Source organism: Isoptericola sp. Y581, assembly GCF_059445475.1.
Window position 1 is genome coordinate 614353 of record NZ_JCAIUK010000002.1, and the last position, 13973, is coordinate 628325.

Consider the following 13973-nt stretch of genomic DNA (forward strand, 5'->3'; position numbering starts at 1 on the left):
CGGTGTCCACGCGGACGCTGCCCGTCCCCGACGGGCTGGCGGGCGAGCGCGTCGATGCGGCCCTCGCCCGGATGCTCGGGTTCTCGCGCACCCAGGCGGCGGAGCTCGCGGCGTCGGGGGCGGTGCTCCTGGACGGTCGCGAGGTCGGCAAGTCCGACCGGGTGGTGGCCGGCGGCCGGCTCGAGGTGACGGTCCCCGAGGCCCGGCCCGCGTCTGCCGCAGTCGTCGCGGAGCCCGTGCCGGGCATGTCGATCGCCTACGAGGACGACGACGTCGTGGTCGTGGACAAGCCGGTCGGGGTCGCGGCGCACCCGTCGCCCGGCTGGACCGGGCCCACCGTCGTCGGGGCGCTGGCCGCGGCCGGCTACCGGATCGCGACTTCCGGCGCGGCCGAGCGGCAAGGGATCGTGCACCGCCTCGACGTGGGCACCTCTGGCCTGATGGCGGTGGCCAAGAGCGAGGCGGCGTACACCGGCCTGAAGCGCGCGTTCAAGGAGCGCACCGTCGAGAAGGTCTACCACGCGCTCGCGCAGGGCCACCCGGAGCCGACCGCGGGCACCATCGACGCGCCCATCGGCCGGCACCCGAGCGCGGACTACCGGTTCGCCGTCGTGGCGGACGGCAAGCACTCGGTGACGCACTACGAGGTGCTCGAGATGCTGCCCGCGGCGTCGCTGGTCGAGGTGCACCTGGAGACGGGGCGCACGCACCAGATCCGGGTGCACTTCCAGGCCGTGCGCCACCCGCTGGTCGGCGACCTCACCTACGGCGCGGACCCGGTGCTGGCGTCGAAGGTGGGGCTGGAGCGGCAGTGGCTGCACGCCGTGCGGCTCGGGTTCGAGCACCCGCTGACCGGCCGCTGGGTCGAGGTGACCAGCGAGTACCCCGACGACCTCGCCCACGCCCTCGAGGTCGTGCGCGGCGCGTACGCGTAGCGCAGGTCTTGTCCCACGACGTCCCACGCCCTAGCGTTCGTCGGGACGGGTGACACGAGTCACTCGCGACCTCGACGAGGAGGACGCATGCCAGCACACCCTGCGCCGGGATCCCCGGCGCCGAGACGTCGGCACCGGCTCACGCCGGTCGTCGCGGCAGGAGCAGCACTCGTGACCGTCCTGGCGGGGGCCGCCACAGGAGTCGGCGAGGCGCAGGCCGCCCCGACCCAGCGCGTCGATCCGACCGACCCGGACCTCGGCCCGAACGTCACGGTCTTCGGCCCGGACACGCCGCAGGCCGAGATCCAGGCGACGATGGACGCGCTGCACGAGCAGCAGGTGGATGCGGAGATGGGCGCCGGCCGGCACGCGGTGTACTTCCTGCCCGGCACCTACGGGTCCGCGGCGGACCCGCTGCAGGTGAACGTCGGCTACTACACCGAGGTCGCCGGGCTCGGCGCCTCGCCGCAGGACGTCACCGTCGAGGGCGCGATCGAGGTGCGCAACCGCTGCTTGGGCGACGACGCGAACCCGAACTGCATCGCGCTGGTGAACTTCTGGCGCACGGTCTCGAACCTCTCCCTCGAGGTGAACACGTCCGGCCAGGACGGCTGCAAGGCCACGGCGAACTTCTGGGCCGTCTCGCAGGCGGTCTCGATGCGCCGGCTCGACGTCCGCGGGCCGCTGTCGCTCATGGACTACTGCACCGCGGGGCCGCAGTTCGCCAGCGGTGGGTTCATCGCCGACTCCCGGTTCGACACGTCCGTCGTCAACGGGTCCCAGCAGCAGTGGCTCACCCGCAACAGCGAGCTGGGCGGCGGCTGGTCCAACGGAGTGTGGAACCAGGTGTTCTCCGGGGTCGAGGGCGCGCCGAGCGAGGCGGGCTTCCCCGCGGAGCCGTACACCACGCTGGACGAGACGCCCGTGAGCCGCGAGAAGCCGTACCTGTTCGTGGACGCGAAGGGCCGGTACCAGGTGCGCGTGCCGGAGGCGCGGACCGGGACGAGCGGCGTCTCGTGGGCGGACGGCGTCACGGCGGGTCGCACCGTGCCGATCACGGACTTCTACATCGCGCGGCCGGGCGACTCGGTGGCCACGATCAACGCCCAGCTCGCGCGGGGCAAGCACCTCCTGGTCACCCCCGGCGTGTACGACGTAGCGCGCAGCATCCGGGTGACGCGGCCGGGCACGGTCGTGCTCGGCCTGGGTCACGCGACCCTCACGTCGGTAGGCGGAGCGGTGCCGCTCGTCGTCGCGGACACCGCGGGCGTCGTCGTCGCCGGCGTGACGATCGACGCCGGGGTCGAGGAGTCGCCCGCGCTGCTGCGGGTCGGCACGGCCCCGAAGCGCGGATGGGCCGAGAAGGTCGACGCGCTGCGCGACCGCCTCTGCACCCGCCCGCTCTACGCCTGGCTCGACCCGCGCTGCACCACCGGCACGAACCCGGTCACGCTGTCCGACGTGTACTTCCGCGTCGGCGGGCCGCACGTCGGCAGCACCGATGTCGCGCTCGAGATCAACGCCGACGACGTGCTCATCGACCACGCCTGGGTGTGGCGCGCGGACCACGGCGTGGAGAGTTTCGCCACGGACGGGTCCGAGGGGGTCAACGGCGACTCGGAGCGCTGGCGCACCAACGTCGGTCGCACCGGCGTGGTCGTCAACGGCGACCGGGTGACGGCGACGGGCCTGTTCGTCGAGCATTTCCAGGAGCACAACACGGTCTGGAACGGCGAGGACGGCACCGTGGTGCTCTACCAGAACGAGCTGCCGTACGACCCGCCGACGCAGGCGGACTGGACGCAGCCGGACGGGACCCTGGGCTGGGAGGGGTACAAGGTCGGCGACGACGTGCGGCGGCACCGGCTCTTCGGCGGCGGGGTGTACGTGTTCAACCAGAACAACCCGCAGATCGTCACCGAGAACGGGTTCGCGGTGCCCGAGCGGCCGGGCGTGCGGCTGCACCACCTCATGACCGTGAACCTCAGCGCGGGGACCATCGAGCACGTCGTCAACGGCGTGGGCGACGCGGTGCCGCCGTCGACGTCGGGCACCCCCGAGTACGTCGTCGACCACCCGACGCCCTGACGCGCGCCGGCCGAGGGTCAGGCGGACCCGCGCACCACGACGCGGGCGCCCTCGGCCGGCCAGGGCGGGGCCTCGCGGCCGTCGAGGGCGGCGAGGACCGAGGCGGCCAGGTGCTCCGCCTGGCGGGTCACGGGCTGCGCGACCGTCGTGAGCGGCGGGGCGGCTACGCGCGCCGCGGGGGAGTCGTCGACGCCGACGACCGCGAGCCCCGACGGCACCGTCAGCCCCGCCTCGCGCGCGCCCGCGAGCACGGCGAGGGCGACGTCGTCGTTGTAGGCCGCGACGGCGGTGATCCCCCCGTCGGACCAGGCGCGCACCGCACCGGCCGCCGGCTCCCCGGCCGGGACGGCGACCGACGGCGGCGGGGGGAGCCCGAGGGCGGCGCACGCCGCGCGGACGCCGGCGAGGCGGCCGTCGGCGAACCGGCTCAGGCGGGGGTCGTCGGTGGTGGCGAACGCCAGGCGCTCGTGGCCGGCCCGCGCCAGGTGCCGCACCTGGAGGTCGCCGATCCCGCGCTGCGAGGCGTCGAAGTCGTCCCCGGCCGTGCCGTCGGAGGTGGCGTCGGTGGTGGTGTGCTCGACCGCCCCGACGACAAGGATCCCGGCCAGCTCCATGGCGAGCGCGTCCGCCGCGGTGAACGGCGCGAGCCCGACCACCGCCAGGGGCGCCACGGCGCGCCAGAGTTCGGCCAGGTCGCGGGAGTCGCGATGGTGGTGCACGAGGACGAAGAGCCCGCGGGCTGCGAGCGGGTCGGTGAGGTGGTCCAGGAGGTCCTCGACGACGGGGCCGGCCGGCCAGTCCGGCAGCACGGCCACCACCAGGTCGCTGCGCCCGCGTCGCAGCGTCCGCGCGGCGGCGGACGGCGCGTACCCCAGCCGCTCGGCGGCGGCGCGGATGCGCCCTCGTGTGGTGTCGGAGACCGACGCCCCGGGCGTCTCGTTGAGCACGTAGCTCACCGTCGTCCGCGACACGCCTGCCGCGCGCGCGACGTCGGCACTGGTCACTCGCGGCACTGCTCCTCCTCGGGCTGTCGACGGTTGCCAGCACCTTACGCGGGGTCGGGACACCCCGGGCTAGTGGCACCGGCCCGTCGGTGGCTCTGCCTAGACTCATCGCATGCCCGCCGAGACTGACGATTTCGTCCATCTGCACGTGCACACCGAGTACTCGATGCTCGACGGCGCGGCGCGGATGAACGACCTGTTCAGCGAGGTGCAACGGCTGGGCCAGAAGGCCATCGCCATCACCGACCACGGCTACCTGTTCGGCGCGTTCGACTTCTGGAGCACGGCCCAGAAGTACGACATCAAGCCGATCATCGGCGTCGAGGCGTACGTGACGCCGGGCACGAGCCGCCACGACCGCACCAAGGTGCTGTGGGGCGAGCAGCACCAGCGGCGCGACGACGTGTCCGCGGGCGGCGCGTACACCCACATGACCCTGTGGGCGCGCAACAACGAGGGCATGCACAACCTGTTCCGCGCGTCGTCGCTGGCCTCCCTCGAAGGTCAGATGGGCAAGTGGCCGCGGATGGACCGCGAGCTGCTGGAGACCTACGGCAAGGGGCTCATGGGCACGTCCGGCTGCGTGTCGGGCGAGGTCCAGACCCGGCTGCGGCTGGGGCAGTGGGACGAGGCGGTCCGCGCGGCGGGCGATCTGCAGGACATCCTCGGCAAGGAGAACTTCTTCGTCGAGGTCATGGACCACGGGATCGAGATCGAGTCCCGCACGTACAAGGACCTGCTGCGTCTCGCCGAGACGATCGGCGCGCCGTTGGTGGCCACGAACGACCTGCACTACACCAAGCAGGACGACTCCAGCTCGCACGAGGTCCTCCTCGCGGTGAACTCCGGGTCGACGCTCGACGAGCCGACCTACGACCAGGGCGGCAGCCGCTTCGCGTTCAGCGGGGACAGCTTCTACGTCCGCTCGGGCGCCGAGATGCGCCGCCTGTTCTCCGAGCTGCCGGAGGCGATCGACAACACGCTGCTCATCGCCGAGCGCTGCGAGGTCTCGTTCGACACCAAGGCGAACTACATGCCGCGGTTCCCCGTGCCGGACGGCGAGGACGAGATCAGCTGGTTCGTCAAGGAGGTGGAGGCGGGCCTGCGCCGCCGCTACCCGGACGGCATCCCCGACGACGTGCGCAAGCAGGCGAACTACGAGGTCGAGGTCATCATGCAGATGGGCTTCCCGGGGTACTTCCTCGTGGTGGCCGACTTCATCAACTGGGCCAAGGCGCAGGGCATCCGGGTCGGGCCGGGCCGTGGCTCCGCGGCGGGCTCGATGGTGTCCTACGTCATGGGCATCACGGAGCTCGACCCGCTCAAGCACGGCCTGATCTTCGAGCGCTTCCTCAACCCGGAGCGCATCTCGATGCCCGACGTCGACGTGGACTTCGACGAGCGCCGGCGCTCCGAGGTGATCCGGTACGTCACCGAGAAGTACGGCGACGACCGCGTCGCGATGATCGTCACGTACGGCTCCATCAAGGCCAAGCAGGCCCTCAAGGACGGCTCGCGCGTGCTCGGCTTCCCCTTCGCCATGGGGGAGAAGCTCACCAAGGCGATGCCGCCGGCCGTCATGGGCAAGGACATCCCGCTGTCCGGGATCTTCGACCCGAAGCACGAGCGGTACGCCGAAGCCGCGGAGTTCCGCGCGGTGCACGACGCCGACCCCGAGGCCCAGCGGGTGGTCGAGACGGCCCGCGGCATCGAGGGCCTCAAGCGGCAGTGGGGCGTGCACGCCGCGGGCGTCATCATGTCCAGCGACCCGCTGATCGACATCATCCCGATCATGCGCCGCCCCCAGGACGGCGCCGTCATCACCCAGTTCGACTACCCGACGTCCGAGGGCCTCGGCCTCATCAAGATGGACTTCCTCGGGCTGCGCAACCTCACGATCCTCGACGACGCGCTCGAGAACATCGAGATGAACGGCAAGGAGCCGCTCGAGATCGAGACGGTGGCGCTCGACAACCAGGCCACCTACGACCTGCTGGCCCGGGGCGACACGCTCGGCGTCTTTCAGCTCGACGGCGGAGCCATGCGCTCCCTGCTGCGCCAGATGCGGCCCGACAACTTCGAGGACGTCTCCGCCGTCATCGCGCTGTACCGGCCCGGGCCGATGGGCATGAACTCGCACATCAACTACGCGCTGCGCAAGAACGGCCTGCAGCAGATCGAGCCGATCCACCCGGAGCTGGCGGAGCCGCTGGCCGAGGTGCTCGACGAGACCTACGGCCTGATCGTCTACCAGGAGCAGGTGCAACGCGCCGCGCAGGTCCTCGCCGGCTACTCGCTCGGTCAGGCCGACCTGCTGCGCCGCGCGATGGGCAAGAAGAAGAAGGAGATCCTCGACAAGGAGTTCGTGCCGTTCGAGGCGGGCATGAAGGAGCGCGGCTACTCCAAGGCCGCGATCCAGGCGGTCTGGGACACCCTGGTGCCGTTCGCCGGGTACGCCTTCAACAAGGCGCACTCCGCCGGGTACGGGGTCGTGTCCTACTGGACGGCGTACCTCAAGGCGAACTACCCGACCGAGTACATGGCCGGCCTGCTGCAGAGCGTGCGGGACGACAAGGACAAGATGGCGCTCTACCTGGGCGAGTGCCGTCGCATGCACATCACGGTGCTGCCCCCGGACGTCAACGACTCCGCGGCCAAGTTCACCGCGGTCGGCTCCGACATCCGGTTCGGCCTCACCGCCGTGCGCAACGTCGGCGCCAACGTGGTGGACGCGATCATCGCCGCCCGCGAGGCCAAGGGCGTCTTCACCTCGTTCACGGACTTCCTGGACAAGGTGCCGGCCGTCGTGTGCAACAAGCGCACCATCGAGTCGCTCATCAAGGCCGGGGCGTTCGACTCGCTCGGGCACCCTCGCCGGGCGCTGCTCGTGGTCCACGAGCAGGCCGTGGACTCGGTCATCTCCGTGAAGCGCAAGGAGGCCGAGGGGCAGTTCGACCTCTTCGCCGACTTCGGCGGCGACCAGGAGGACGCGGCGATGACGTTTGCCGTCGACGTGCCCGACCTGCCGGACTGGGACAAGAAGCAGCGGCTCGCTTTCGAGCGCGAGATGCTCGGCCTGTACGTGTCCGATCACCCGTTGTCCGGGCTGGAGCACGTGCTCGCGCGGGCCGCCGACACGTCGATCGCCTCCCTGATGGCCGACGAGGGCCGGCAGGACGGGTCGACCGTCACGGTGGCCGGTCTGCTCACCAGCGTGCAGCGCAAGATGAGCAAGAACGGCAACCCGTGGGCGGCCGTCACGGTCGAGGACCTCGAGGGCGCGGTCGAGGTGATGTTCTTCGGCGAGACGTACCTCGCGTACTCGACGATCCTCGCGGAGGACCAGGTCGTGACGCTGCGGGGCCGGGTGCGCCGGCGCGACGATCAGATGCAGCTGCAGGCCATGGAGGTGTCCCTGCCGGACACGTCCGCCGTCGCGGACGCGCCCGTGCTCGTGACCGTGCCGCACACCCGGTGCGTCGAGCCGGTCATGGTGCGGCTGCGCGAGGTGCTCGCCACGCACCCCGGCTCGGCCGAGGTGCACGTGAGCGTCGCCGAGCCGGGCAAGCGCACGGTGGTCCGGGCCGCGGACACCCTGCGGGTCGAGAAGTCGCCCGCCCTGTTCGGTGATCTCAAGGCCCTGCTCGGCCCGAGCTGCCTGTCATGACCACCCCACCGGTCGAGCCCACCCCGCCGGTCGAGCCTGTCGAGACCTGGGACGACGGATCCGCGGACCATCGGTTCCGCGTGGTGCCGGCCGCGTACGTGTACCTGCGGCGGGAGGGGCAGGTACTGCTGCACCTGCGGCAGGGCACCGGGTTCATGGACGGCCACTGGGCGGCGGGTGCCGCCGGGCACGTGGAGCCGGGGGAGTCCGTCGTCGATGCCGCCGTGCGCGAGGCGCGCGAGGAGCTGGGCGTCGAGATCGAGCCCGCGGACCTGGCCCCGGTGACGACCATGCACCGCGGGCAGCCCGGTGGCCCCGCGCTCGAGCAGCGGGCCGACTTCTTCTTCACCGCGACGCGCTGGTCGGGCACCCCCGAGATCCGCGAGCCGCACAAGGCGGCCGACCTGCGGTGGTTCGCGTTCGTCGCGCTGCCTGAGCCGGTGGTGCCGCACGAGCTCGCCGTCCTGCGGGCGCTGCACGACGCGGGTCGGCACGGCACCCAGGTGCCGCCGATCCTCACCCACGGCTTCTGACACCGACGGCTTCTGACACCGACGGCTTCTGACACCGACGGCTTCTGACACCGACGGCTTCTGACTCCGCGGGGGCGCTGGGTGGTTGCCCGTAGGCTCATGCCGTGTTCCGCCTCAACCCCGAGCAGCTCGTGTTCGTCACCGAGCGCCATCTCGCCACCTTGACCACGCTGCGCGCCGATGGCAGCCCGCACGTGGTGCCGGTGGCCTTCACGTGGGACGCCGGCACGGGTGTGGCGCGTGCCGTCGCGCCGCGGACGTCGGTCAAGGTGACCAACGCCCGCCGCGCGGCCTCCGACGGCTCACTGCCGCGAGCGGCGCTCTGCCAGGTCGACGGCGGTCGCTGGATCACGCTCGAGGGCGCGATCGAGGTGGCCGAGGACGCCCAGGAGGTCGCGGAGGTCGTCGTCCGGAACGCGAGACGCTACGGGCCGCTCGCGCCCGAACCGGACCCGGTCGTGCTGCGGCTGCGGGTGGACCGCGCCATGGCGTCGACCTACATGGCCTGAGGAGCGTTGTGGGCGCGAGACACGCCGCAATGATGGAGGTGATAGCGGCGTGTCTCGCGCCCACAACGAGAGCGCTGGTCAGGCGACGACCGCGGACTCGTCGCCCTCGGGCAGGGAGAGCGTCACGCGGTCGCCGCGCACCAGCTGGCGGCCCCGGCGGGTCTCGACCTCGCCGTTGACCCGCACCTCGCCGTCGGACACCAGCTCCCGCGCGTGGGTGCCGGACTCGGCCAGGCCGGCGAGCTTGAGGAACTGACCCAGCCGGATCAGATCGTCGCGGATCGGGACGTCCGGGGTATCGGGATTCGCGCTCATGCGTCCATTCTCCGACAGACGCCGCCCGCCGCCGACCTGCGCTGCCTAGACTGGTCGGGTGATCCGACGCATCGATCTTCGCGGGCAGCACCTGACCCGCACCGAGCTGCTCGGGGTGCTGCCGCGCCCCGAGGTCGGTGTGGACCAGGCGCTGGACGCCGTCGCCCGCATCCTCGCCGACGTCCGCACCCGGGGCGCCGCCGCGCTGCGCGACCTGGCGGAGCGCTTCGACGGGGTGCGACCGGAGCATCTCCGCGTCCCGGCGGCCGCCCTGGACGACGCGCTCGCGGGGCTTGACCCGGTCGTGCGCGCCGGCCTGGAGGAGGCGATCCGCCGCGTACGGGCCGTGCACGCCGAGCAGGTCCCGACCGAGCACACGACGCGGCTCGGCCCCGGCGCGGTCGTGCGCCAGCGCTGGATCCCTGTCCAGCGCGTGGGGCTCTACGCGCCCGGGGGGCTGGCGGTCTACCCGTCCTCGGTGATCATGAACGTCGTCGCCGCGCAGGAGGCGGGGGTGCGCAGCCTGGCCCTCGCGTCGCCGCCGCAGAAGGAGAGCGGCGGACTGCCGCACCCGACCATCCTCGCGGCGTGCGCCCTGCTCGGCGTGGACGAGGTGTACGGCGTCGGCGGCGCCCAGGCGGTCGGCATGTTCGCCTACGGCGCGGCGGGCTCCGAGCCGCAGGACGGAGCGGTGCTGTGCGAACCCGTGGACGTCGTGACGGGGCCGGGCAACGTCTTCGTCACGGCCGCGAAGCGCCTGGTGCGCGGGGTGGTCGGCATCGACGCGGAGGCTGGCCCCACCGAGATCGCCGTCCTGGCCGACGCCACGGCGGACCCGGGGCACGTCGCCCTCGACCTCATCAGCCAGGCCGAGCACGACCCGATGGCGGCGTCCGTGCTGGTCACCCCGTCGGTGGAGCTGGCGGGTGCCGTGGAGGCGCGCGTCAGCGACCTCGTCGGCTCCACGAAGCACTCCGCGCGCGTCATGCAGGCGCTCGGCGGGCCGCAGTCCGCGGTCGTGCTGGTCGACGACCTCGAGCACGGCCTCGCGGTCGTGGACGCCTACGGGGCGGAGCACCTGGAGATCCAGACCGAGAACGCGGCTGAGCTCGCCGAGCGGGTCCGCTCGGCGGGGGCGATCTTCGTGGGGCCGTGGTCGCCGGTGTCGCTGGGGGACTACATGGCGGGCAGCAACCACGTGCTTCCCACCGGGGGGTCGGCACACTTCTCCAGCGGGCTCGGCGTACACGCCTACCTGAAGTCCGTCCAGGTGATCGAGTACACGCGCGAGGCACTGGGGGAGCTCGCCGACCGGATCGTCGCGGTCGCCGACGACGAAGACCTGCCTGCGCACGGCGAGGCGGTGCGCGGCCGCTTCCTCTGAGGACGCGATCGACCGAGAGCGGGATCGACTCGGGGCCGTCGACCGGCATCGCGCCGGGCGGTGGCCCCCGTTGTTCCGCGAACACGATGTTCCGACGTGCAAAGAATAGTGTGCCAAGCGCACGACTCCACCCTGTCGGCTCGGTCGGTGGCGCGTGCGAGCATTGACGCATGCCCGCCCCGCCGCCCCGCCTCGATCCGATCGCGGTGGGCGGGATCGTCGGGAACGCCGCGTTCCGACGGGCCCAGGGCTACCAGCGCGCGGGCATGGTGACGACGTGGCGGTGGGACCCCGACGCGCTGGTGCTGACGTCCCGCGTCGCGGGGAGCGGGCCGCAGCCATATACCTGCCGCGTCTGGTTCACGATCGGCGGCGACGGCCGGTACGAGTTCGACGCGTCCACCTGCAGCTGCCCCGTCGGCGGCGACTGCAAGCACGTCGCGGCCACCCTGCTCCACGTCGGTCAGGTGGCGGGCGCTGAGAGCGAGCGCGGGGCCGGCGACCGGTCGGACCAGCCCGACGGATGGCGCGGTCTCCTCGCCCCTGTCACGAGGGCGGGGCCGCTGCCGGCGGCGGGGCACGGCTCCGGCGGTGTCCTGCCCGTCGCGCTGCGGTTCCGCCTCGACGAGCCGTTCGGCGACCTGCCGCCCCAGCTGGCCGTGCGGCCGGTGGTCCGGGGCCGGAACGGCTGGAAGGTCGCGCCGGAGGGCAGCTGGGAGGCGCTCGCCACCGGGCTCTACGCGTTCTCCGACGTCCGCGCGACCCCCGCGCCGGAGGCCCGGCGTTGGTTCGCGGACCTTGGGTCGGCCCTCGGCGAAGGCGGCGGATACGGCCGCACCCGCCAGGCCTGGCGCCCGCTCGCCGCGGGCGGCCGGGGCGTGTGGGCGCTGCTGGCCGAGGCGCCGGACCTCGAGATCCCGCTGGTCGCGCACGGGGCGCGCGACGAGGTCCGCCTCGCGCGCCGGGCCGAGGCCCGTCTGGTCGTCGGGGCCGCCGGCGACAGCGGGGCGGGTGTGCGGCTGGAGGCGGTCGCCGCCTTCGACGGCGTGGACCGGGTCGACGGCGCGACGCTCGGGACCGTCGGCGACACCGGTCTGTATGCGGTCGAGGCGGGGGACGGGCGCACGGTGCTACGCCTGGGTCCCACGGCTCGGCGCCTGGGCGACGCGACCCGCGAGCTGGTCGTGGTGGGCCGCGTCGACGTGCCCACCGACGACGTCGGCGAGCTCTTCGCCGAGCACCTCCCGGCGCTGCGGCGGGCGATGCGAGTCGTCTCCGACGGCAGCGTCGCGCTGCCGGAGCTGCCGCGCCCGGTCCTCGTCGCCCGGGTCGCGTTCGCCTCGCCCGAGAACGCGCGGGTCGAGTGGTCGTTCGAGTACCCGCCGGTCGAGCTCGCCGCGGAGCACGCCGGCCGGCGCCCCGCGGAGCGGCCCCGCACCGTGCCGCTCGAGGGCGCCGCCGCCGACAGCCTCCGCGACGTCGACACGGAGGCAGAGATCCTCGCGAAGGCGCAGGCGACGGTGCGTGGCGTGCCCGGGTTCGAGCGCTTCGAGCTCGGCACCCGCGCGGAGCTCGCCGGGCTCGACGCGCTGGACCTCGCCCACGGCGTGCTCCCGGCGCTGGCGACGGTGGGGGACGTGCGCGTCGACGCCAGCGACGTGCCGGACTACCTGCACCTCGACGCCGCGCCGCGGGTGGTCGTGTCGGGGGCGCCGTCCGGCGACTCCGACTGGCTCGACCTCGGCATCTCCGTGACGGTGGCCGGCAAGTTGCTCCCGTTCACCCGCCTGTTCACCGCGCTCACGCACGGGGACAGGCGGCTGCTGCTCGTGGACGGCTCGTGGCTGCGCCTCGACCAGCCGGTGCTGGGGCGGCTGCGTGACCTGATCGCAGAGGCCACCGCGCTGAGCGACCGTCCCGGCAGGGCTCGCGTCAGCCGCTACGACGCGCAGCTGTGGGGCGAGCTGGAGGACGTCGCCGACGTGGTGGAGGCGGCCGAGGCGTGGCGGCGGTCGCTCGCGGGGCTGCGCTCGCTGGCCGCCGGGGAGGCCGTACCCGAGCCGGTCGCCGTGCCCGCGGGGGTCCGGGCGGAGCTGCGGCCCTACCAGCACCAGGCGTTCGAGTGGCTCACCTTCCTGTGGCGGCACGGGCTGGGCGGCGTCCTCGCCGACGACATGGGGCTCGGAAAGACCGTCGAGGCCCTGGCATTCCTGGCGCACGCGCGGGCCACGGAGCCGGGCGCCCCGCCGTTCGTCGTCGTCGCGCCGGCCTCCGTGGTCGGCAACTGGGCGGACGAGGCCGCGCGGTTCACGCCGGACCTACGGGTGGTCCCGATGGTGGCCACGGGCCGCAAGCTGGGCTCGAGCGTGGCGGAGCTCGCCGCGCAGGCCGACGTGCTCGTCACGTCGTACGCCGTCTTCCGGCTCGAGTTCGACGCCTTCGAGGCCCTCGACTGGAGCGGGCTGATCCTGGACGAGGCGCAGGTAGCCAAGAACCCGCGTACCCGGGCGCACGAGACGGCGCGCCTGCTGGGCGCTCCGTTCAAGCTCGCGATCACCGGGACCCCGCTCGAGAACAACCTCATGGAGCTCTGGGCGGTGCTCGCGATCGTCGCGCCGGGACTCTACCCCTCGATGCACCGGTTCCGCGCCGAGACGGCCCGCCTCGTCGACGCCGCCGGGAAGGACGACGACCCCCAGGTGGTCGCGGCCGGCAACCGCGCTCTCGGGCGGCTCAAGCGCCGCATCCGTCCGCTCGTGCTCCGCCGCACCAAGGAGCAGGTCGCGCCCGAGCTGCCGGAGCGCCAGGAGCGGGTGCTGCGGGTGCCGCTCACGCCCGACCACCGCAAGATCTACGACACGCACCTGCAGCGCGAGCGGCAGCGGCTGCTCGGCCTGCTGGAGGACTTCGACGCCAACCGAGTGGCGATCTTCCGGTCCCTCACGACGCTGCGCCGCCTGGCCCTCGACGCCGCGCTGGTGGACGACGCGTACGCGCACGTCGCCTCGGCGAAGCTGGACGTCATCGCCGACGAGCTCGTCGAGATCGCGGCGGAGGGGCACCGCGCCCTGGTCTTTTCGCAGTTCACGTCGTTCCTGCGGCGGGTGGAGTCGCGGTGCGCGGCCGCCGGCCTCGCCACGGCCTACCTCGACGGCGCCACCCGCCGGCGCGCCGAGGTGATCCGTGGCTGGAAGGACGGCGACGCCCCGGTCTTCCTCGTCAGCCTCAAGGCGGGGGGAGTGGGGCTCAACCTCACGGAGGCCGACTACGTCTACCTGCTCGACCCCTGGTGGAACCCGGCGGCGGAAGCCCAGGCGATCGACCGGACGCACCGCATCGGCCAGACCCGCAACGTCGTGGTCACCCGCCTGGTCGCGGCGGACACGATCGAGGAGAAGGTCATGGCCCTGGCCCGGCGCAAGGCCCGGCTCTTCGACGCCGTCATGGACGACGAGGCGGGCACGTTCGCGCGCGCCCTCGCCGCCGAGGACGTGCGCGGGCTGCTGGAGGGATAGCCCGCCCGGGCCAGGCCGTCAGT

General features: G+C 73.1%; 9 protein-coding genes. 7 read left to right on the plus strand and 2 right to left on the minus strand.

Translation table 11 applies throughout. The features are described 5' to 3' along the window. Nucleotides 1-2 precede the first annotated feature (2 nt). Both AC1C2W_RS05920 and AC1C2W_RS05925 read left to right on the plus strand, forming a co-directional pair. The gene (locus AC1C2W_RS05920) at nt 3-935 is read left to right on the plus strand and encodes an RluA family pseudouridine synthase (protein ID WP_495390441.1); all 933 of its coding nucleotides are present in this window, start codon (nt 3-5) and stop codon (nt 933-935) included. Nucleotides 936-1022: 87 nt separating this feature from the next. Continuing rightward, nucleotides 1023-3023 carry a pectate lyase-like domain-containing protein gene (locus AC1C2W_RS05925; RefSeq protein WP_495412621.1) on the plus strand — a complete coding sequence of 667 codons (2001 nt, stop codon included), beginning with the start codon at nt 1023-1025 and terminating at the stop codon, nt 3021-3023. A 17-nt stretch (nt 3024-3040) separates the two neighbouring features. On the opposite strand, the gene AC1C2W_RS05930 is transcribed toward AC1C2W_RS05925, so the two are convergent. After that, complete coding sequence (locus AC1C2W_RS05930) at nt 3041-4036, minus strand: LacI family DNA-binding transcriptional regulator (RefSeq protein ID WP_495412622.1); 996 nt, start codon at nt 4034-4036, stop codon at nt 3041-3043. A gap of 103 nt (nt 4037-4139) precedes the next feature. Between AC1C2W_RS05930 and dnaE the strand changes: the two genes are divergently transcribed. The 3 genes from dnaE (at nt 4140) to AC1C2W_RS05945 (ending at nt 8736) form a co-directional block, all read left to right on the plus strand. Beyond that, nucleotides 4140-7694 (plus strand): DNA polymerase III subunit alpha, encoded by a 3555-nt coding sequence (gene dnaE / locus AC1C2W_RS05935; RefSeq protein ID WP_495412623.1) that lies wholly within the window; start codon nt 4140-4142, stop codon nt 7692-7694. Then, nucleotides 7691-8227 (plus strand): NUDIX hydrolase, encoded by a 537-nt coding sequence (locus tag AC1C2W_RS05940; protein WP_495412624.1) that lies wholly within the window; start codon nt 7691-7693, stop codon nt 8225-8227. Before dnaE ends, AC1C2W_RS05940 begins: the two co-directional genes overlap by 4 nt. A gap of 104 nt (nt 8228-8331) precedes the next feature. Then, nucleotides 8332-8736 (plus strand): pyridoxamine 5'-phosphate oxidase family protein, encoded by a 405-nt coding sequence (locus AC1C2W_RS05945; protein WP_495390385.1) that lies wholly within the window; start codon nt 8332-8334, stop codon nt 8734-8736. Between the two features lie 78 nt (nt 8737-8814). Here the strand turns inward: AC1C2W_RS05945 and AC1C2W_RS05950 are convergent, their stop codons facing one another. Further along, nucleotides 8815-9051, minus strand: coding sequence for an RNA-binding S4 domain-containing protein (locus AC1C2W_RS05950; protein ID WP_495390386.1), 237 nt, complete (start codon nt 9049-9051; stop codon nt 8815-8817). 58 nt (nt 9052-9109) lie between these two features. Between AC1C2W_RS05950 and hisD the strand changes: the two genes are divergently transcribed. Next, nucleotides 9110-10435, plus strand: coding sequence for a histidinol dehydrogenase (hisD, locus tag AC1C2W_RS05955; protein ID WP_495390387.1), 1326 nt, complete (start codon nt 9110-9112; stop codon nt 10433-10435). Between the two features lie 170 nt (nt 10436-10605). After that, nucleotides 10606-13950 carry a DEAD/DEAH box helicase gene (locus AC1C2W_RS05960; protein WP_495412625.1) on the plus strand — a complete coding sequence of 1115 codons (3345 nt, stop codon included), beginning with the start codon at nt 10606-10608 and terminating at the stop codon, nt 13948-13950. The last annotated feature ends 23 nt before the right edge of the window (nt 13951-13973 follow it).